Below are 19,462 nucleotides of genomic sequence, written 5' to 3'. Positions count from 1 at the left end.
GAGGAATTCAAAAAAATGCTCATCGGAGCGCCCTGCCGCACAATTCAACACTTGTCAACAACCCTTCATCCAAAGGACGTTGAGTAGTCACGCCCCACCGAATCTCTACCCGCGGGTAAGGCCTAGGCTCGATACATGCGCCGAGCGAAAATTGTTTGTACTCTTGGGCCCGCCACCGACACATACGACCAGATCAAGGCACTGGTCGACGCCGGAATGGACGTAGCCCGATTCAACCTCAGCCACGGCGGATACGCCGAGCACGAGGAGCGCTACCACCACGTACGAAAGGCCACCGACGAGACCGGGCGCAGCGTCGGACTCCTCGCCGACCTTCAGGGCCCGAAGATCCGACTCGGCCACTTCACCGAAGGCCCCGTACTCCTTGAACGCGGCGACACCTTCACCATCACCGTCGAACCCGACGCCGAAGGCGACCGCCACCACTGCGGAACCACCTACCCCGGCCTCGCCGACGACGTCACCCCCGGCGAACGCGTCCTCGTCGACGACGGCAAGGTCTGCCTCGAAGTCACCGCCGTCGACGGCCCCCGCATCCGCACCACCGTCGTCGAAGGCGGCATCATCTCCGACCACAAGGGCCTCAACCTCCCCGGCGTCGCCGTCTCCGTCCCCGCCCTCTCCGAAAAAGACGAAGCCGACCTGCGCTGGGCGCTGCGCACCGGCTTCGACGTCATCGCCCTCTCCTTCGTCCGCAGCGGCAAGGACATCGAGGACGTCCACCGGATCATGGACGAAGAGGGCCGCCGCCTCCCGGTGATCGCCAAAGTGGAGAAACCGCAGGCCGTCGACGCCATCGAGGACATCGTCGCCGCCTTCGACGGCATCATGGTCGCCCGCGGCGACCTAGGCGTCGAGATGCCCCTCGAACAGGTCCCCCTCGTCCAGAAACGCGCGGTCAAACTGGCCAAGCGCAACGCCAAGCCGGTGATCGTCGCCACCCAGATGCTGGACTCGATGATCGACAACTCCCGCCCGACCCGAGCGGAGGCCTCCGACGTCGCCAACGCGGTCATCGACGGCACCGATGCCGTGATGCTTTCCGGCGAGACCAGCGTGGGCAAGTACCCCGTCGAGACGGTCCGCACCATGTCCAAGATCGTCGAGGCCGCCGAGGAAGACCTCCTGGCCAAGGGCCTCCCGCCGCTCACCGAAAGCAACAAGCCCCGCACCCAGGCCGGCGCCGTCGCTCGCGCCGCCGCGGAGATGGGCGACTTCCTCGGCGCCAAGTTCCTCGTCGCCTTCACCCAGTCGGGCGACACCGCCCGCCGCCTCTCCCGCTACCGCTCGCCGATCCCCCTCCTGGCCTTCACCCCGGAACCGGCGACCCGGTCCCAGCTCGCCGTGACCTGGGGCGCCGAAACCTTCCTGGTGCCGGACGTCGGCTCCACCGACGCGATGGTCGACCAGGTGGATGAACTGCTCCTGCGGTACGGCCGCTGCCGCCCGGGCGACACCGTGGTCATCACGGCCGGCTCACCGCCCGGGGTCTCCGGCTCGACGAACATGGTGCGGGTGCACCACATCGGCGAGGACGACTGCTGACCTGGCGGGCCCTTTCAGTGCTTGGGGCCCACGTGGATGTCCATCAGGGCTACGGAGGCTTTGCGGGCGACAGAGATGTTGAAGGGGGTTCCGTTGCGTGTGCACTGCGTCCACTCGACGCCGAGTTTGTCGAGGGTGTCGGTGTACAGACGGCGGATGTCCTCGGAGACGTTGGTGAAGAAGTACCGCGGGTATTCGTAGCGCTTGCGCTCACCGGCAATGACCTTCTCGGTCCAGTTGGTGATGCGGCAGCCGTCTGAGTGGATGAGGCCGCGGATGAACTCCCAGGGGTGGGCGTCGACGATGTCCTGTTGCCAGGGTTCGAGGACGATGCGACGTTGATGTTTCTTGCCGGGGCCGTGCTGGGGGAACAGCCGAGGCCAGTGCGGGGAATAGCTGGTCACTGTCGCGCAGCCCTGCTTCTGAAGCGTGGAGACGCCTACGCCGGGGCGCACTTTTGTGATGGCCTCGCGGCACTGCTGCATGAGCCCGGGCCACGCATCGGCGCACGCGATTCTGAGGTAGTAGCCACTGCGCGGGTGAGGGCTGATACACCCATCACCGAGATAGAGGCCAAGCAAGTAGGCATACGCGTGGTCGTCTGAGGGCGGCCCCGGGTCCGGCGACGCCATGCGGGGCAGCGGCTCAAGGCGGTCCTGCCACGAGCGGATCGCGGCGCGTGAGATGCCGGTCTCGCGGCTCACCGAGTTGAGGCTGCGGCCTTGGGTGACCAGGGCGAGGGCTTGCTTGCGTGTGCTGATGTCGTACATGCGGCCACTCTGTGAGAGTGATCGCGGCGACACGCAGCAAAAAGCGGATGTTCACGGGAACGTGGACATCCGCTTTCTTTCTGGAACCTCGGAATCGAAGGAAAAGTGCCCCGGGTGGGATTCGAACCCACACTGTATGCTGTTTGAGAGCATCGCCTGCTACCGATTGGGCTACCGGGGCCCAAGGAATCGAAGGTTGACCTCGACCCGCTGCCTGACCACCATACCGCAGCTAGGTACGCTCTTGTCAGCAGTACCCCCGCCCCTGAACGAGGAGCCCTGCGTGACCGCCCCCGAGTCGCCCCAGCCCGTAGACGTGCCCGAAGACGACAAGTCGCACGTGCCTCCGCTGACGACCCGTGTCGTCATCGCCGAGGACGAGGCCCTGATCCGGCTCGATCTCAAAGAGATGCTGGAGGAGGAGGGGTACACCGTCGTAGGCGAGGCCGGTGACGGGGAGCAGGCCGTGGAGCTGGCCCGCGAGCACAAGCCGGACCTGGTCATCCTCGATGTGAAGATGCCGAAGCTGGACGGCATCTCGGCGGCGGAGAAGATCGCCGAGGAATCCATCGCCCCCGTGCTGATGCTCACCGCCTTCTCCCAGCGCGACCTGGTCGAGCGGGCCCGGGACGCGGGCGCCATGGCGTACCTGGTGAAGCCGTTCAGCAAGAGCGATGTCGTTCCGGCGATCGAGATGGCCGTTTCGCGCTTCACGGAGCTGAAGGAGTTGGAGAAGGAGGTCGCCGACCTCACGCTGCGACTGGAGACGCGCAAGCTGGTGGACCGGGCGAAGTCGGTTCTTCAGACGGAGTACGGGCTGACCGAGCCGGCCGCGTTCCGCTGGATCCAGAAGACCTCCATGGATCGCCGGATGTCGATGCAGCAGGTCGCGGAGGCGGTCATCGCGGACAGCGAGGAGAAGAAGTCGGCCAAGGGCTGACCGACCGCTCCACATACACGCGGCGAGGCCCGCGCCCCGGAGAAACGGGCGCGGGCCTCGTCGTGTATACGCACATACGCTCTACGTGCCTCGGTCGGTTCAGTCCTCGCCGAGGTACGCCTTGCGTACGGACTCGTCGTGCAGCAGGTCCTGCCCGCTGCCGGAGAGGACGATCTTGCCGACCTCCATGACGTGGCCGTGGTCGGCCAGGGACAGTGCGGCCTGGGCGTTCTGCTCGATGAGCAGGATGGTGGTGCCGGCGGCCTTGAGTTCCTGGATGGTGGCCATGATCTTCTGCATCATGATCGGGGAGAGGCCCATGGAGGGCTCGTCGAGCATGAGCAGTTTGGGCCGGGACATCAGGGCGCGTCCCATCGCGAGCATCTGCTGTTCGCCGCCGGAGAGGGTGCCCGCGGGCTGCTTGCGCCGTTCTCCGAGGATGGCGAAGAGCTCGTAGGCGCGTTCGATGTCCTTTTCGATGCCGTCCTTGTCGTTGCGGAGGAAGGCGCCGAGGCGGAGGTTGTCCTCGATGGTCATGCGGGGGAAGATGTGCCGGCCTTCGGGGGAGTGGGCCAGCCCCAGCGAGACGATCTTGTGGGCGGGGATCTTGTTCAGCGTCTTGCCGTCGAACTTGATCTGTCCGGCGAGGGGCTGGAGGAGGCCGGAGAGCGTCCGGAGGGTGGTGGTCTTCCCGGCGCCGTTGGTGCCGATGAGGGTGACGACCTCGCCGGCCTCGACCTTGAACGAGATGCCCTTGACGGCTTCGATCTTGCCGTAGGCGACCCTGAGGTCTTCGACCTCGAGCAGTGCGGTCACTTGGCGTCTCCTTCTGCGGTGCTCTGCGCCTCGGTGGCCTCGGCCTCCGCGGCCTCGGAGGTCTCGGCCTCGGCGGCCCCGGCCTCCGCAGCCCCGGCCTCCGCAGCCCCGGCCTCCGCGGCCTCGACCTCGGCGGCCTCCTCCGTACCGGGCGCGCCCTCGAAGGGTGTGCCGAGGTAGGCGGCGATGACGCGTTCGTCGGCCTGGACGACTTCGGCGCTGTCTTCGACGATCTTCTCGCCCTGGACGAGCACGGCGACGCGGTCGCAGAGGTTCATGATGAACCGGATGTCGTGCTCGATGACGAGGATGGCGGTGCCCTTGTCGCGGATGGCGAAGACGAGTTCCTCGGTGGCCCGGGTCTCCTGGGGGTTCATGCCCGCGGTGGGTTCGTCGAGGAGCAGCAGGCCGGGTTCGCTGGCGAGTGCGCGGGCGATTTCGAGCTTGCGCTGTTCGCCGTAGGGCAGGTTGCGGGCGAGGTGGTCGGCTTTGGCGGCGAGGCCGGTGAACTCGAGGAGTTCCATGGCGCGTTCGCGGGATTCGGCTTCGGCTTTCTTGAAGCCGGGGAGGCGCAGGAGTGCGGACCAGAGGCCTTCGTTGGTTCTGGTGTGGCGTCCGACGAGCACGTTTTCCAGGACGGTCATGTTGGCGAAGAGCCGGATGTTCTGGAAGGTGCGGGCGATGCCGGCCTGGGTGACGAGGTGGGGTTTGGGCGGCAGGACGGTGCCCTTGTACTTCACGGTGCCGCTGGTGGGGACGTAGAGGCCGGTGAGGCAGTTGAAGAAGGTGGTTTTGCCTGCGCCGTTGGGTCCGATGAGGCCGACGATCTCGCCGCTGTTGACGGTGAGGTCGACGGAGCGTACGGCGGTGAGGCCACCGAAGCGCATGGTGACGTCGCTGGCGTCGAGGACCGTGGTGGCGGTTGCGGTTGTGGTGGTGGTCATGTCGGTCACGCACCTGCCTTGGCGACGCCGGTGGTCTCTGGCAGTTCCGTGTCTTCGGGTACGTCCAGTTGTCCGGTTTCGTGGAATTCGAGCTGTTTCCTGCGGTCGGCGACGAGGCCTTCGGGCCTGAAGCGCATGAGGAGCATGAGCGCGATGCCGAAGAGGAGGAGCTGGTAGTCCGCCATGAACTGGAGTTTGGCCGGGATGAGGTAGAGCAGGGAGGCGCCGATGAGGGGTCCGCTGATGGTGCCCATGCCGCCGAGGATGACGGCGGCGAGGAGGAAGGCGGAGTTGGGGGGTACGGAGCCGGCGAACTGGTACTGCTCGGGGGTGACGCTGTAGGAGACGTGGGCCTGGACGGTGCCGGCGAAGCCGGCGAGGGAGGCGCCGAGGGCGAAGGCGAGGAGTTTGAGGCGGAAGCCGTTGATGCCCATGGCGGTGGCGGCGGTCTCGTCTTCGCGGATGGCGACCCAGGCGCGGCCGATGCGGGATTCCGCGGAGCGGCGGAAGACGGTCACGACGACGGCCGTGAACAGGAGCATCAGCAGGTAGTAGTTGGCGGAGCGGGTGAGCTGGTGGCCGAGGACGTCGTGGGGGATGCCGAGGTTGTAGCCGAAGATCTCCAGGTCGGGGATGTTCGGGATGCCGTTGGAGCCGTTGGTGACGTCGGGGCCGCTGTTCCCGTTCAGGTTGTTCATGGTGATGCGGAAGATCTCACCGAAGCCGAGGGTGACGATGGCGAGGTAGTCGCCGCGCAGCCGCAGGGTGGGGGCGCCGATGACCACGCCGAAGATCAGTGAGGCGAGGGCGCCGGTGAGGACGGCGGCCCAGAACGGGAAGTGGACGCCGATGGTGGACTGGGGGGAGCCGGAGACCAGGGCGGCGGCGTAGGCGCCGACGCCGAGGAAGGCGACGTATCCCAGGTCGAGCAGTCCGGCCAGTCCGACGACGACGTTGAGGCCGAGGGCCACGGTCGCGAAGATCAGGATGTTGGCGCCGATGAGGGCGTACTGGTCGTTGGACTGGGTGAAGGGGAAGCAGATCGCGGCGGCGAAGGCGGCGGCGACGGTGACGCTGCGGTGTTTGGCGGTGAGGGCCGACAGCCGCTTGAGGAGGCCGGCGCGGGTGACGGCGGTGAATCCGAAGCCGGCGATGATGAGGAAGCCGACGAACAGTTCGGAGTAGTCGGTGCCGATGCCGTAGGAGAAGACGTACAGGCCGGTGCCGAAGCCGGCGGCGATGATGAGGATCTCGGCCCAGGAGGGGAGTTCCTTGGCGCGTCCGGGTTCGGGGGCGGTGAGGGAGTGGCGGAACCTGCCCCAGATGCCGGGGTTGGGGTCGCTTTCGTCGTACGGCTGGTCGACGGGGAGGCCGAAGGCGGCGATGACGGCGATGAGGGAGCCGATGCCGGAGACCCAGGCGCCGGGTTCGAGATTGACGAGGCCGCCGAGTTCGTCGCTGATGGCGCCGATGGCGTAGCCGGTGGTGCCGAAGGTGCCGAGGGCGAGGAGGACGACGGGGCTGTTGGTGCCGCCTGGGGTGAGCCAGCCGAGTCCTCGGATGCCGTAGCCCGACAGGGCGAAGAGCAGGGTGAGGATCGAGCCGATGAGGGTGAGGACCTGGAGGCCGCCGGGGTAGCCGGTGACGGTGAGGTCGCCGGGGAATTCGGCGGTCCAGGTCCAGGCGAGGAAGGTGCCCACGAGTGCGACGGCGGAGCCGGCGATGGTGGTGATGCGGGCGATGGCCGGGGGCAGCGGGATCAACGGGGTCGCCTGGGTGGGCGGGTTGGTGCTGTCCGGGGTCTCGGTGGGTGTTTTGGTGGTCATGGGTATCACGCCCGATCCGCGACGCGTTCGCCGAGGAGGCCTTGTGGTCTCACGAGCAGGACGAGGATGAGGAGGACGAAGGCCCACACGTCCTTCCAGGCGCCGCCGCCGAAGAGGTCCATGCCGGGGATGTCGCCGATGTAGCCGATGGCGAGGGATTCGGCGACGCCGAGGACGAGGCCGCCGAGCATGGCGCCGTAGATGTTGCCGATGCCGCCGAGGACGGCCGCGGTGAAGGCTTTGAGGCCCATGAGGAAGCCCATGCGGAAGCCGACCTGGCCGTTGTGGAGGCCGTAGCCGACGGCGGCGATGGCGGCGAACGCGGCGCCGATGGCGAAGGCCATGACGATGATGCGGTCGGTGTTGATGCCCATGAGTTTGGCGGTGTCCGGGTCCTGGGCGGTGGCCTGCATGCCGCGTCCGGAGCGGGTCTTGGTGACGAAGAGGCCGAGGGCGAACATGCAGAGGGGGGCGGCGATGATGACGAAGAGGTCGCCGCGCTGGATGTTGGCGCCGAAGACGTCGAAGGGTCCGCCGTCGAACTGGGGGAAGGGGCGGTCCTTCTTGGCGTCCGGGTACCACTTCCAGACGATCTGCTGGAGGACGATGGACAGTCCGATGGCGGTGATGAGGGGTGCCAGGCGGGGTGCGTTGCGCAGGGGGCGGTAGGCGAAGCGTTCCGCCGCGGTGGCGACGCCGACGGAGACGATGACGCCGCCGAGGATCATGAGGGGGATGGCGAGGCCCAGGGCGAAGTCCTTGGGCAGCCAGAGCCAGACGGTGAGGGCCCCGAAGCCCCCGACCATGAAGATCTCGCCGTGGGCGAAGTTGATGAGCTGGACGATGCCGTAGACCATCGTGTAGCCGATCGCGATGAGTCCGTACATCGCGCCGAGGATGAGTCCATTGGCCAGCTGTTGCGGCAGTTCGTTCACCGCAGGGCCTCCGTGGAGTGGTTCGGATACGGCGCCGCGCGGGAGCGCTGGTGGGCACTCCCGCGCGGCCTGATCAATGTGTGCAGTGGTGAGGAACCGGTGTTTTTTCGACCGGTGTTCTTTCCTCGCTCAGCCGATCTTGGGCACCCCGCTGTACTCCGGCTTCCACGCGTTGCTCGTGATCTTGTACGCGGTCATGGTGTGGTTGGTGGTGTCGCCGTACTGGTCGAAGGAGATGGTGCCGGTGACGCCGTCGAACTTGACCTTGCTCATGGCCTCCAGGACCGCCTTGCGGCCGTCGGAGGGGAGCTTGCCGCTGTTGCCTTCGACGGCGAGCTTGACGGCCTCGATGATGGACCAGGTGGCGTCGTAGGTGAGGCCGCCGTAGGCCTCGTAGGCGTCCTTGTAGCCGGCGTTCTTGTAGTTCGCGATGAACGTCTTGGCGGAGGGGAGCTGCTCGACGGGCTTGCCGACGGAGGTGGCGAGGTCGCCTTCGGCCTTCTTGTTGAGCTTGGGGTAGTCGCCGGAGTAGATGCCGTCGCCGCCCATGAGGGGGATGTTCTGGCCGCTGTCCTTGAGCTGCTGGCTCAGGGGGGCGGCGGCCGGGTACTCGCCGCCGTAGTAGAGGGCCTGGGCGCCGGTCTTCTTGACCTTGGCGACGATGGCGTTGAAGTCGCGGTCGTCGGGGTTGACGTGGTCGGCGCCGACGATCTTGCCGCCGAGCTTGGTGAAGTTCGTCTTGAAGGAGGCGGCGAGGCCCGCGCCGTAGGTCTTCTGATCGTCGATCAGGTAGACCTTCTTGATCTTGGCGCGGTTGTAGAGGTAGTCGGCCGCGAAGGCGCCCTGGATCTCGTCCGTGGTGGCGGTGCGGAAGAATGTCTTGAACTGGCGGACCCGGTTGTTGGTCTTCCAGCCGTCGCCCTGGGTGAGTTCGGTGCCCGTGTTAGCGGGGGAGACCTGGGTGAGGCCGGCGTCGTTGAGCGGCTTCTGCATCTGCTGCGAGACGCTGGAGTTCAGCGGGCCGACGACGCCGAGGACGTCCTTCTCGTTGATGAACTTCGTGGCGTTCTGCTGGCCGACGGAGGGCTGGGCCTGGTCGTCGAGGGCTTCGACCTTGAACTCGACGCCCTTGACGAACCCCTGCTTGTTGGCCGTCTTGGCGGCCAGGTCGGCGGAGTTCTTGATGCCGAGGCCGAGGGCCGAGAGGTCGCCGGTGGTGGGAGCGTCGACACCGATCACAACCGTGGTCTTGTCGCCGCTGCTGCTGCCCTTGTCATCGCGCGACCCACAGGCGGTGAGTGTCAGCGATCCCGCCGCGAGTGCGGCGGTGATGGCGATGATCGAACGTTGACGCACGAATCAGGTCCTTTCCCTGGCGCGCGGCGGCTCCCCGTGGAACGCACCGAGTCCGGCGCCGTGGCCCTGTGGCCGGCTGTGAATCGCGTGGCGCGGTGACTGGCCGTGACTCTAAGCGTGTGCGGGGAACGTGGAGGAGTGTCTGACCAAGGCTGTGACGCTCTTGTTATGACACGACGTAATGCAGAGCGGTACTGGGTGGGGGGATGCGTGGAATTCCAGCCGATTCGCCCTGTCCGCATGGTGAGAACCCGCAGGACGCGCGCTCGTGTTTTCAGTAGCGTCGAACTGTTTTGGTGATGACGTGGACTTGTTGCCGCGGGCGACCAGGGCGGCTTTCGGGGACGGTGTGGGCGGTGGGGGCAGCGGAGTTGACGCGCGTGGTTTTCATTGCGCGCGTATTACGCAGAGTTACGCCTGGGGGAGAGGGGCGGGCATTCGCCGGCGCATTCCTGCGTTCCGTGACAAGATCGTCGCTCATCCCCAAGGGCCCTTGCTCGGGCCGCCCGTTCGGTACCAGTTGTCGCAGCCCTCGCGTGCCTTGCGGTCGATCAGTCGGTCGGCCGCGTCGGTGTCGGCGTGTGCGAGTTCGGCGCGGGCGGCGTCGACGACGTCTCGAAGGATGTCGTACTGGCCGTCGGACAGGCCCATCTCCTGGTAGTCGCCGACGGTGTCCTCCTTGAGCTGCCTGCGCGACCAGTACGCGACGATCCGCGTGCACAGTTCCTCGGGCGACGTGGTACGGGGCGAGGGCGTGCCGGTGGCGGCCGCCGGGCTGGTCCGGGCCGCCGCCCCGTCCGCGGTGCCGGAGCCTGCGCATCCGGCGGCCAGGGGGCCCGTCAGGAGTACCAGCCCGAGCCCGAATCCGAGTGCCGCCCCCGGCGCGGCGGCCCGTCCCCTAGCCATGTCTCGACGCTATGCGGCCGGGTGCCTGACATCAACTGCCGGGCACCCGCGGTTGGTTGCCGGCGTCGGTCTGGGTCAGTCGGCGGCGCGCACATGGGCCCCGTCGCCGGGTCGCGCGTCCCGCAGCAGACAGGTCAGCCGCGCCGTGCACACCCGCCGGCCCTCCTCGTCGCTGATCACGATCTCGTACGTCGCCGTCGTCCGGCCCCGGTGTACGGGGGTGGCCACGCCGGTGACGAGGCCGGAGCGCACTCCGCGGTGGTGGGTGCAGTTCAGGTCGACGCCGACGGCGATCTTCGAGCTGCCGCCGTGCAGCATCGAGCCCACCGAGCCCAGGGTCTCCGCCAGTACCGCGGAGGCGCCGCCGTGCAGCAGCCCGTACGGCTGGGTGTTGCCCTCGACCGGCATGGTGCCGACGACCCGGTCCGCCGACGCCTCCGTGATCTGCACACCCATCCGCGTGCCGAGGTGCCCGGCGGAGAACAGCGCCAGGAGGTCGATGCCGAGCGCGGCGTACTCGTCGATGACCTCCTGCGGGAACTTCACGTGCTGCTGCTCACCCATCGGCCCGGCTCCGTTCGTCGTACCTGCGTCCGTCGACTGAGCAAACGCTCAGTCGGTGGCCGATTGTTCCAGACGCACGACGACGGACTTGCTGGCCGGGGTGTTGCTGGTGTCCGCCGTGGCGTCCAGCGGGACCAGGACGTTGGTCTCCGGGTAGTACGCCGCCGCGCAGCCCCGCGCGGTCGGGTAGTGCACGACCCGGAAACCGGGCGCCCGCCGCTCCACGCCGTCCTGCCACTCGCCGACCAGGTCGACGTACGCCCCGTCGGCCACACCGAGCTTCCGCGCGTCCTCGGGGTTGACGAGGACGACCCGGCGGCCGTTCTTGATGCCCCGGTAGCGGTCGTCCAGGCCGTAGATCGTGGTGTTGTACTGGTCGTGCGAGCGCAGCGTCTGGAGCAGGAGGCGGCCCTCGGGCAGTTCGGGGTACTCCACCGGGGCCGCCGTGAAGTTCGCCTTGCCCGTCGCCGTCGGGAAGCGGCGCTCGTCGCGCGGGGCGTGCGGCAGGGCGAAGCCGCCGGGCCGGGCGACACGGGTGTTGAAGTCCTCGAAGCCGGGGATCACGCGCGCGATGCGGTCGCGGACGGTGGCGTAGTCCTTCTCGAACTCCTCCCACGGCACCTTGCTGTCCTCGCCGAGCACGTGGCGCGCCAGGCGGCACACGATCGCCGGCTCGGACAGCAGGTGGGGGCTCGCGGGCTCCAGACGGCCGCGTGAGGCGTGGACCATGCCCATGGAGTCCTCGACGGTCACGAACTGCTCGCCGCCGCTCTGCAGGTCCCGCTCGGTGCGGCCGAGGGTCGGCAGGATCAGGGCACGCGCGCCCGTGACCACGTGCGAGCGGTTGAGCTTCGTCGACACGTGGACGGTCAGCCGGGCCCGGCGCATGGCCGCCTCGGTGACCTCGGTGTCGGGGGAGGCGGAGACGAAGTTGCCGCCCATGGCGAAGAAGACCTTCGCCTCGCCGTCGCGCAGCGCGCGGATGGCCCGTACGACGTCGAAGCCGTGCTCGCGCGGGGGTGCGAAGCCGAACTCCTTCTCCAGGGCGTCGAGGAAGGCGGGGGCGGGGCGTTCGAAGATGCCCATCGTGCGGTCGCCCTGGACGTTCGAGTGGCCGCGCACCGGGCACACGCCCGCGCCGGGGCGGCCGATGTTGCCGCGCAGCAGCAGGAAGTTGACCACCTCGCGGATGGTCGGCACGGAGTGTTTGTGCTGGGTGAGGCCCATGGCCCAGCAGACGATGGTGCGTTTGGAGGCCAGGACCATGCCGAGGGCCTTTTCGATCTCCGCGCGGGTGAGGCCGGTCGCGGTGAGCGTGCCGTCCCAGTCGGCGGCGCGGGCGGCCTCGTCGAACTCCTCGAACCCGTGGGTGTGTTCGCGGACGAACTCCTCGTCGACGGCGCCCTCCGTCTGGAGGATCAGCTTGTTCAGGAGGCGGAAGAGGGCCTGGTCGCCGCCGATGCGGATCTGCAGGAACAGGTCGGTGAGGGCGGCGCCCCGGAGCATGCCCTGGGGGGTCTGCGGGTTCTTGAAGCGTTCCAGGCCCGCCTCGGGCAGCGGGTTCACGCTGATGATCTTCGCCCCGCCGGCCTTGGCCTTCTCCAGGGCGGAGAGCATCCGGGGGTGGTTCGTGCCGGGATTCTGCCCGGCGACGATGATCAGGTCGGCCTTGTGGAGGTCCTCCAGCAGGACGCTCCCCTTGCCGATGCCGATGGTCTCGTTCAGTGCCGAGCCCGACGACTCGTGGCACATGTTGGAGCAGTCGGGCAGGTTGTTCGTGCCGAGTTCGCGGGCGAACAGCTGGTAGAGGAACGCGGCCTCGTTGCTGGTGCGGCCCGAGGTGTAGAAGACGGCCTCGTCGGGGGAGGCGAGGGTGGCGATCTCCTCGGCGATGATGCCGAAGGCGCGCTCCCAGCTGACCGGCTCGTAGTGTTCGCCGCCCTCGGGCAGGTACATGGGATGCGTGAGACGGCCCTGCTGGCCGAGCCAGTAGCCGCTGCGGCGGGCGAGGTCGGCGACTGGGTGCGCGGCGAAGAACTCGGGGGTGACCCGGCGCAGGGTGGCCTCCTCGGCCACCGCCTTCGCGCCGTTCTCGCAGAACTCCGCCTTGTGCCGGTGGTCCGCCTCGGGCCAGGCGCAGCCGGGGCAGTCGAAGCCGTTCTTCTGGTTGACCCGCAGAAGCGTCAGCGCGGTGCGCTTCACACCCATCTGCTGCTGGGCGATGCGCAGGGTGTGCCCGATGGCCGGCAGTCCGGCCGCCGCGTGCTTGGGCCCCTCGACCTGCGGCGCGTCCTGGACCGGGTCCCCCGTGGGCGGCTTCGTCGCCATCGCACGCTCCTCTTCGACTGCGTTCGTGCCGTGAGGGACCGATCCTCGCATGCGGCACTGACAGTGCCTACGGTCGGGCGAGACGCTGACAGTGCCTGCGGTGAACCGGCGCCCGCGCACCCCGACCCCGACTGTCAGTGGGGCGTGGCAGGATCGGGGGCGTGGCAGAAACAGCATCGAAGACGACCGACAAGACCCCCGGTGGCACGCGCCCCCGGCTGATGCTCATGGACGGGCACTCGCTGGCCTACCGCGCGTTCTTCGCGCTGCCCGCGGAGAACTTCACCACCGCGACGGGCCAGCCGACGAACGCGATCTACGGTTTCGCGTCGATGCTGGCCAACACCCTGCGTGACGAGGCGCCCACGCACTTCGCGGTGGCGTTCGACGTCTCCCGCAAGACCTGGCGCTCCGAGGAGTTCACGGAGTACAAGGCGAACCGCTCCAAGACCCCGGACGAGTTCAAGGGCCAGGTCGAGCTGATCGGCGAGCTGCTCGACGCGATGCACGCGCCGCGCTTCGCGGTCGAGGGCTTCGAGGCGGACGACGTCATCGCCACCCTCGCCACCCAGGCCGAGGGCGCCGGCTTCGAGGTGCTGATCGTCACCGGCGACCGCGACTCCTTCCAGCTGGTCTCCGAGCACACGACGGTGCTGTACCCGACGAAGGGCGTCTCGGAGCTCACCCGGTTCACCCCGGAGAAGGTTTTCGAGAAGTACGGATTGACGCCCGCCCAGTACCCCGACTTCGCGGCGCTGCGCGGCGACCCGTCCGACAACCTTCCCGGCATCCCCAAGGTCGGTGAGAAGACCGCCGCAAAGTGGATCAACCAGTTCGGCTCCTTCGCGGAACTGGTCGAGCGCGCCGACGAGGTCAAGGGTGTGGCCGGGCAGAACCTTCGCGACCATCTGGAGGCGGTCAAGCTGAACCGCCGGCTCACCGAGCTGGAGCGCCAGGTCGAGCTGCCCAAGTCGGTCGCGGACCTGGAGCGGGCCGCGTACGACCGCAAGGCCGTCGCGATGATCCTGGACACCCTGGAGATCCGCAATCCGTCCCTGCGCGAGCGGCTCTACGCCGTCGACCCGGGCGCGGAGGAGGCCGAGGCCACCCCGATCGCGACGGACGGCGTGCAGCTGGACGGCACGGTCCTCGGCACGGGCGAGCTGGCCCCGTGGCTCGCCGGGCACGGCGCGGAGCGGCTCGGCGTCGCCACCGTCGACGCGTGGGCGCTGGGCACCGGCTCGGTCTCGGAGGTCGCGCTCGCCGCCGCCGACGGGGCCGCCGCCTGGTTCGACCCCGCCGAGCTGGACGAGACCGACGAGAACGCGTTCGCGGCCTGGCTCGCCGACGCGGACCGCCCCAAGGTCCTGCACAACGCCAAGGGCGCCATGCGTGTCTTCGCCGAGCACGGCTGGTCCGTCGAGGGTGTGACCATGGACACCGCGCTCGCCGCCTACCTGGTCAAGCCGGGCCGCCGCTCCTTCGACCTGGACGCGCTGTCCCTGGAGTACCTGCACCGCGAGCTGGCCCCGGCCGCCGCGGCCGACGGTCAGCTGGCCTTCGGCGCGGACGAGGGCGCCGAGGCCGAGGCCCTGATGATCCAGGCCCGCGCGGTGCTGGATCTGGGCCAGGCCTTCGAGGGCCGCCTCGAGGAAGTGGGCGCGGCGGAGCTCCTCAGGGACATGGAGCTGCCCACCTCCGTGCTGCTGGCCCGCATGGAGCGGCACGGCATCGCCGCCGACCGGACGCACCTCGAAGCGATGGAGCAGATGTTCGCTGGTGCGGTGCAGCAGGCGGTGAAGGAGGCGCACGAGGCGGCGGGCCGCGAGTTCAACCTGGGCTCGCCCAAGCAGCTCCAGGAGGTCCTCTTCGGCGAGCTGGCCCTGCCCAGGACCAAGAAGACCAAGACCGGCTACACCACGGACGCCGACGCCCTGGCCTGGCTCGCCGGCCAGACCGACAACGAACTCCCGGTGATCATGCTCCGGCACCGTGAGCAGGCGAAGCTCCGGGTCACGGTCGAGGGTCTGATCAAGACGGTCGCGGGCGACGGCCGTATCCACACCACCTTCAACCAGACGGTGGCCGCGACCGGCCGGCTGTCCTCCACGGACCCCAACCTGCAGAACATCCCGGTCCGCACGGACGAGGGCCGGGCGATCCGTCGCGGTTTCGTCGTCGGCGACGGCTTCGAGTCCCTGATGACCGCGGACTACAGCCAGATCGAACTGCGCGTGATGGCCCACCTCTCCGAGGACGCGGGCCTCATCGAGGCGTTCACCTCCGGCGAGGACCTGCACACGACGGCGGCCTCCCAGGTGTTCGCGGTGGACGCCTCGGCGGTGGACGCGGAGATGCGCCGCAAGATCAAGGCGATGTCGTACGGCCTGGCGTACGGGCTGTCGGCCTTCGGCCTGTCCCAGCAGCTCAACATCGAGGCGGCCGAGGCCCGCGCCCTGATGGACGCGTACTTCGAGCGCTTCGGCGGCGTACGGGACTATCTGCGCCGCGCGGTCGACGAGGCCCGGGCGACGGGCTACACGGCGACCCTCTTCGGGCGCCGCCGCTACCTCCCCGACCTCAACAGCGACAACCGCCAGCGCCGCGAGGCGGCCGAGCGCATGGCCCTCAACGCGCCCATCCAGGGCACGGCGGCGGACATCGTCAAGATCGCCATGCTCAAGGTGGACAGCGCGCTGCGGGCGGCGGACCTCAGGTCCCGCATGCTCCTCCAGGTCCACGACGAAATCGTCCTGGAGATCGCCCCCGGCGAGCGCGAGGCCACGGAGGAGATCGTCCGCCGCGAAATGGCGGCCGCGGTCACCCTCAGGGCCCCACTGGACGTCTCGGTCGGCGTCGGCCCCGACTGGGAATCGGCGGCGCACTAGCCTCCGGTGGTTCGGCGGCAGAGGGGGGCTCGGCCAACAGGGCCGAGCCCCGAAGTCCGCCTCCCCTGATCCCCGCCCCCCTGATCTCCGCCGCCACGGCGAACAACCACGTGCATTCCGGCGGTGCCGAACCAACCGACCCCTGTTTCCCGGGCCCACCCGCACGCCCAAACCCCGCCGAAGCCCCGCCGGGACGTGTCACTCACGTGGCCCCCGCCAGAACGCCCCCACCGCCCCCGCCCGTAAAGATGCGGTCATGGGTATACGCACGCTCCACCGCCGGACGGCCCACGCACGGCCCCCGAGCCGCCCGGGTGCCGCCGAGGCACCGGACACGCCGCCCCCGCCGGTTCCGGCCTTCTCGGCCGAGGCAAGCACCGCCCGCATCCCCGCCGACCCGGCCGGAACCGTCCGCAGGACGACGGCGGACGTCAGCCGCAGGCTCACCGGCCGGCTCTCCCGGGCGAGACAAGCGGCCGCCGACCTCGGCCGCGGCTACTTCGCCCTGCTCCTGGCACGGCTCCCGAGCAGCCGCCCCGCGCGCACCATGACCGTCTTCGTGGCACCCCTCACCGAGCGGCCGACCGGGTCCGCCGCACGCCGTCCCCACCCGGACCGGCGGCATCCAGGGCCGGACGCCACGCCCTGACCCCGAGGGCGTACCCGAGCAGCCCCGGCACCAGCCCCGCACCCAGCCCGAAGCACAGCGTCGGCACCAGATCCCAGGGCTTCGCGACGGCACCCCAGTACGCCCACCACCGCAGCGCCCGCTGCGCGGCTCCGGCGACCGCGCAGCCGCCGATCACCACGGCGGCCCACCACCGGTCCCGCGCCGACAGCAGCGCAACCCCCACCGGCTGGCTCACCGGCCTGCTCATCGGCACCCGCCGTACCGCACGCCCCACCCACGCCACGACCACGAGGGCGGCCACGAGCGAACAGCCGTACTGGAGGTACGAGTACAGCGGCATCCCCGCCGCGGACCGGCCGAGAACCGGGAAGAGCCGCACCCCCCAGCGGTCGTGGTGCGTGAACGCGTCCCACACCACGTGCGTCGACGCGCCGAGCACCGCGGAGAGGTACCACCAGGCGACCGAATCGGGCCGCACGCGCGCGCGTGGCGCCCCGCACCGCAGCAGGGCCGCCCACCGCCCCTGGCGGGCCCGCGGCAGCAGCGCCACCAGCGGTTCGCGCAGCACCAGCCACAGCCCGACCAGCCCCCAGGACACCAGCACGTCGACGCTCAGCACCCCGGCGAAGGAGTGCGTGACGTCCCCGAACCGCATCGCCCCGGGCAGCAGGCTCGCCGCGTAGTAGGTCATGTCGGGAGCGAAGGAACCCGCCACGAGCACCGCCGGTATCAGCCGTCCCCGACCGGATCCGTCCCCGCGGACCGCGGGCAGCACCGCTGCCGCGTGGCTGAAAGTGAACGGCAACTCGGCCCCCTTCGCCGGATGTTACGGGGCGGATCGCCCGTGATCACGCCGCCCAGTATGCGGGACAGCGCCCCGGACCAACGGGACATGGCCAACCGGTGAAAATCGGGCAGCACCGGGTGCCCCCGCAAAGGAAGTTGTCGTAGGGTCACATCGGCGTTCGAGTGGAAATACGCAACGGGGGCAACCACAGCCACAGGTCATCCGTCAGAACAGAGCGAGCGGGAAGAGCGGAAAGACTTGAGAGGGCGCTCGGGCGTCCATGGGAGGGGTTCACTCTATGGCGGCGCATTTCGGCAGTCGGCTGCGCAAAGGGGCGGCGACCACCGCCGTGGCCGCGGCGGCGGTAGCGGCTCTCTCCGCTTCCCAGGCTCCTGGAGTGACGGCCGAGGACGCGGGCAGACAGACCGCCGCCGGCGCCACCGTGCCGGACGCGACGGCCGACGGCAACGCCACCGGCGACTCGCCGTACTACACGGACCTGCCGCCGCTGAACAGCCCCAATCCCAGCGCCAGTCCGTCGCCGACCGCCGGTGCGCCCGCCTCGACGGGTGAAGCCGAGGCGGGCATACCCGCGACCGTCCTGGCCGCCTACAAGAAGGCCGAGGCCGAACTGCGCGGGTCCAAGCCCGGCTGCAACCTGCCGTGGCAACTGCTCGCCGCCATCGGCAAGGTCGAGTCCGGCCAGGCGCGCGGCGGACGTGTCGACGCGAACGGCACGACCATCGGCCGGATCCTCGGCCCGCAGCTCGACGGCAACGGCTTCGCACTCATCAAGGACACCGACCACGGCGCGTACGACGGCAACAGCCACTACGACCAGGCCGTCGGACCCATGCAGTTCATCCCGTCCACCTGGGCCTGGGCCGGGCGCGACGGCAACGACGACGGCGTGAAGGACCCCAACAACGTCTACGACGCCGCGCTAGCCGCCGGCCACTACCTGTGCCGCAACAACTGGGACCTGTCCCAGCAGAGCGGCCTGCACAGCGCCATCCTCAGCTACAACAACTCGCAGGACTACCTCAACACGGTCCTGTCGTGGCTGGAGTACTACCGCAAGGGCACCCACTCCGTCCCCGACGGCACCGGTTCGGTGCCCTCGCACCGCAGCGACGACCACACGCCGGGGACGGCCCCCTCCCCGAAGCCGACGAAGCCGTCGAAGCCGACCGAGCCGGGACACGGCAACAGCAGCCCCGACCCGACACCGCCGAGCACCCCGCCCAGCACACCACCGAGTACGCCGCCCAGCACACCACCGAGCACCCCGCCGAGCACGCCCCCCACCCCCACCGACACGGTGGACCACCTGGAGGACGCGGGCACCGCCAAGCTCACCGCGATGGCCGGGGACGCCTTCGCCAAGCGGATCAGCACGCGCGCCGAGACCAAGGCCGGCAAGGCCGTCGGCAAGGTCAGGATCCGGTTCACCATCACCGGCGACACGGACGCCACCTTCACCGGCGGTGAGAAGGTCGCCACCGTGGTCACCGGAAGCACCGGCATCGCCGTCGCACCCACGCTCCAGGCGGGCGAGAAGACCGGCGACTTCACCGTCCACACGGCCGTCGTGGGCCGCTCGGTCACCGGCGTCGACTACAAGGCGACCGTCACGGCCCGGGCCGCCGACACCCTCGCCCGCACCAGCGACACCGCGCTGACCTGCACACCGGGCGGCGAGTTCGCCGACCAGGTGGAGGTGAAGGCCACCTACAAGGGCGCCGTCGCCGACAAGGTCGCGGCCAGCGCGACCCTGATCAAGTCCGCGGACGACCCGACCGTGAACGACAAGGGCCCCTACTTCAAGGACGCCGACGGCAAGGCCGTCTACACCCTGACGGGCCTGGAGACGGACGCCAAGGGCCTGCTGAAGCTGCCGAAGCTGTACGCGGACGACACCACCGGCACGTTCCTGCTCCGCATCACGACCACCGGTGGCGCGACGCTGACCGTCGAACTCAAGGTCGCCGCGGCGGACCCGTCGACGAGCCCTTCGCCGAGCAGCACCGAGAGCACCACCGCGTCCCCGAGCCCCTCCGCATAGGGACCGGCCCGTGCCCGACGAGGGCGCCCCGTCCGCTCCGGCGGAAGGGGCGCCCTCGTTCCATGTGCGCGACGTGTTCTCATCTCAACCTCCCGTTGCTACCGTGCCCGGAACTGACGACACGTCAGACGCACTTCAGA

The 19,462-nt window shown here is 69.2% G+C and carries 15 protein-coding genes and 1 tRNA gene; 5 read left to right on the top strand and 11 right to left on the bottom strand.

Annotation, left to right across the window (positions count from 1 at the left end; genetic code table 11):
- Window positions 1–135: 135 nt before the first annotated feature.
- Window positions 136–1,566: a pyruvate kinase gene (gene pyk / locus ACH45E_RS11875; protein ID WP_361437216.1), complete on the top strand. Its 1,431-nt coding sequence runs from the start codon at window positions 136–138 to the stop codon at window positions 1,564–1,566.
- A gap of 14 nt (window positions 1,567–1,580) precedes the next feature.
- Here the strand turns inward: pyk and ACH45E_RS11870 are convergent, their stop codons facing one another.
- Window positions 1,581–2,336: a helix-turn-helix domain-containing protein gene (locus ACH45E_RS11870; RefSeq protein ID WP_361437213.1), complete on the bottom strand. Its 756-nt coding sequence runs from the start codon at window positions 2,334–2,336 to the stop codon at window positions 1,581–1,583.
- A 106-nt stretch (window positions 2,337–2,442) separates the two neighbouring features.
- A tRNA-Leu gene (locus ACH45E_RS11865) sits at window positions 2,443–2,517 on the bottom strand.
- Between the two features lie 102 nt (window positions 2,518–2,619).
- Between ACH45E_RS11865 and ACH45E_RS11860 the strand changes: the two genes are divergently transcribed.
- Entirely contained in the window at window positions 2,620–3,276 is a 657-nt protein-coding gene (locus tag ACH45E_RS11860) for a response regulator (RefSeq protein ID WP_361437210.1), read from the top strand.
- Between the two features lie 99 nt (window positions 3,277–3,375).
- Here the strand turns inward: ACH45E_RS11860 and ACH45E_RS11855 are convergent, their stop codons facing one another.
- From ACH45E_RS11855 to ACH45E_RS11820, 8 genes are all read right to left on the bottom strand, one after another.
- Window positions 3,376–4,092: an ABC transporter ATP-binding protein gene (locus ACH45E_RS11855; RefSeq protein WP_361437208.1), complete on the bottom strand. Its 717-nt coding sequence runs from the start codon at window positions 4,090–4,092 to the stop codon at window positions 3,376–3,378.
- Complete coding sequence (locus ACH45E_RS11850) at window positions 4,089–5,045, bottom strand: ABC transporter ATP-binding protein (protein WP_361437205.1); 957 nt, start codon at window positions 5,043–5,045, stop codon at window positions 4,089–4,091. Before ACH45E_RS11850 ends, ACH45E_RS11855 begins: the two co-directional genes overlap by 4 nt.
- The gene (locus ACH45E_RS11845) at window positions 5,042–6,862 is read right to left on the bottom strand and encodes a branched-chain amino acid ABC transporter permease (protein ID WP_361437203.1); all 1,821 of its coding nucleotides are present in this window, start codon (window positions 6,860–6,862) and stop codon (window positions 5,042–5,044) included. Before ACH45E_RS11845 ends, ACH45E_RS11850 begins: the two co-directional genes overlap by 4 nt.
- Before the next feature lie 5 nt (window positions 6,863–6,867).
- Complete coding sequence (locus tag ACH45E_RS11840) at window positions 6,868–7,797, bottom strand: branched-chain amino acid ABC transporter permease (RefSeq protein ID WP_361437201.1); 930 nt, start codon at window positions 7,795–7,797, stop codon at window positions 6,868–6,870.
- A 129-nt stretch (window positions 7,798–7,926) separates the two neighbouring features.
- Window positions 7,927–9,153, bottom strand: a complete 1,227-nt coding sequence (locus ACH45E_RS11835) for a branched-chain amino acid ABC transporter substrate-binding protein (RefSeq protein WP_399040521.1) — start codon at window positions 9,151–9,153, stop codon at window positions 7,927–7,929.
- A gap of 477 nt (window positions 9,154–9,630) precedes the next feature.
- Entirely contained in the window at window positions 9,631–10,059 is a 429-nt protein-coding gene (locus ACH45E_RS11830) for a hypothetical protein (protein ID WP_361437199.1), read from the bottom strand.
- A 75-nt stretch (window positions 10,060–10,134) separates the two neighbouring features.
- A complete protein-coding gene (locus ACH45E_RS11825) occupies window positions 10,135–10,623 on the bottom strand; it encodes a hotdog fold thioesterase (protein WP_361437197.1) in 489 nt (162 codons plus the stop codon).
- A 48-nt stretch (window positions 10,624–10,671) separates the two neighbouring features.
- On the bottom strand, window positions 10,672–12,951 hold the full coding sequence (locus ACH45E_RS11820; RefSeq protein ID WP_361437195.1) for an FdhF/YdeP family oxidoreductase: 2,280 nt from the start codon (window positions 12,949–12,951) through the stop codon (window positions 10,672–10,674).
- A gap of 161 nt (window positions 12,952–13,112) precedes the next feature.
- On the opposite strand from ACH45E_RS11820, the gene polA reads away from it, so the two are divergent.
- Window positions 13,113–15,839 (top strand): DNA polymerase I, encoded by a 2,727-nt coding sequence (polA, locus tag ACH45E_RS11815; protein WP_361437193.1) that lies wholly within the window; start codon window positions 13,113–13,115, stop codon window positions 15,837–15,839.
- A 256-nt stretch (window positions 15,840–16,095) separates the two neighbouring features.
- A complete protein-coding gene (locus ACH45E_RS11810; RefSeq protein WP_361437191.1) occupies window positions 16,096–16,488 on the top strand; it encodes a hypothetical protein in 393 nt (130 codons plus the stop codon).
- On the opposite strand, the gene ACH45E_RS11805 is transcribed toward ACH45E_RS11810, so the two are convergent.
- Window positions 16,409–17,275 (bottom strand): DUF4184 family protein, encoded by an 867-nt coding sequence (locus ACH45E_RS11805; RefSeq protein ID WP_361437189.1) that lies wholly within the window; start codon window positions 17,273–17,275, stop codon window positions 16,409–16,411. The genes ACH45E_RS11810 and ACH45E_RS11805 overlap by 80 nt on opposite strands.
- A 280-nt stretch (window positions 17,276–17,555) precedes the next feature.
- Between ACH45E_RS11805 and ACH45E_RS11800 the strand changes: the two genes are divergently transcribed.
- Entirely contained in the window at window positions 17,556–19,322 is a 1,767-nt protein-coding gene (locus ACH45E_RS11800) for a lytic transglycosylase domain-containing protein (protein ID WP_361437187.1), read from the top strand.
- The last annotated feature ends 140 nt before the right edge of the window (window positions 19,323–19,462 follow it).

Source organism: Streptomyces sp. NPDC020299, assembly GCF_044387825.1.
Taxonomy (GTDB): domain Bacteria; phylum Actinomycetota; class Actinomycetes; order Streptomycetales; family Streptomycetaceae; genus Streptomyces.
This window is presented reverse-complemented; position numbering and strand designations above follow the sequence as displayed.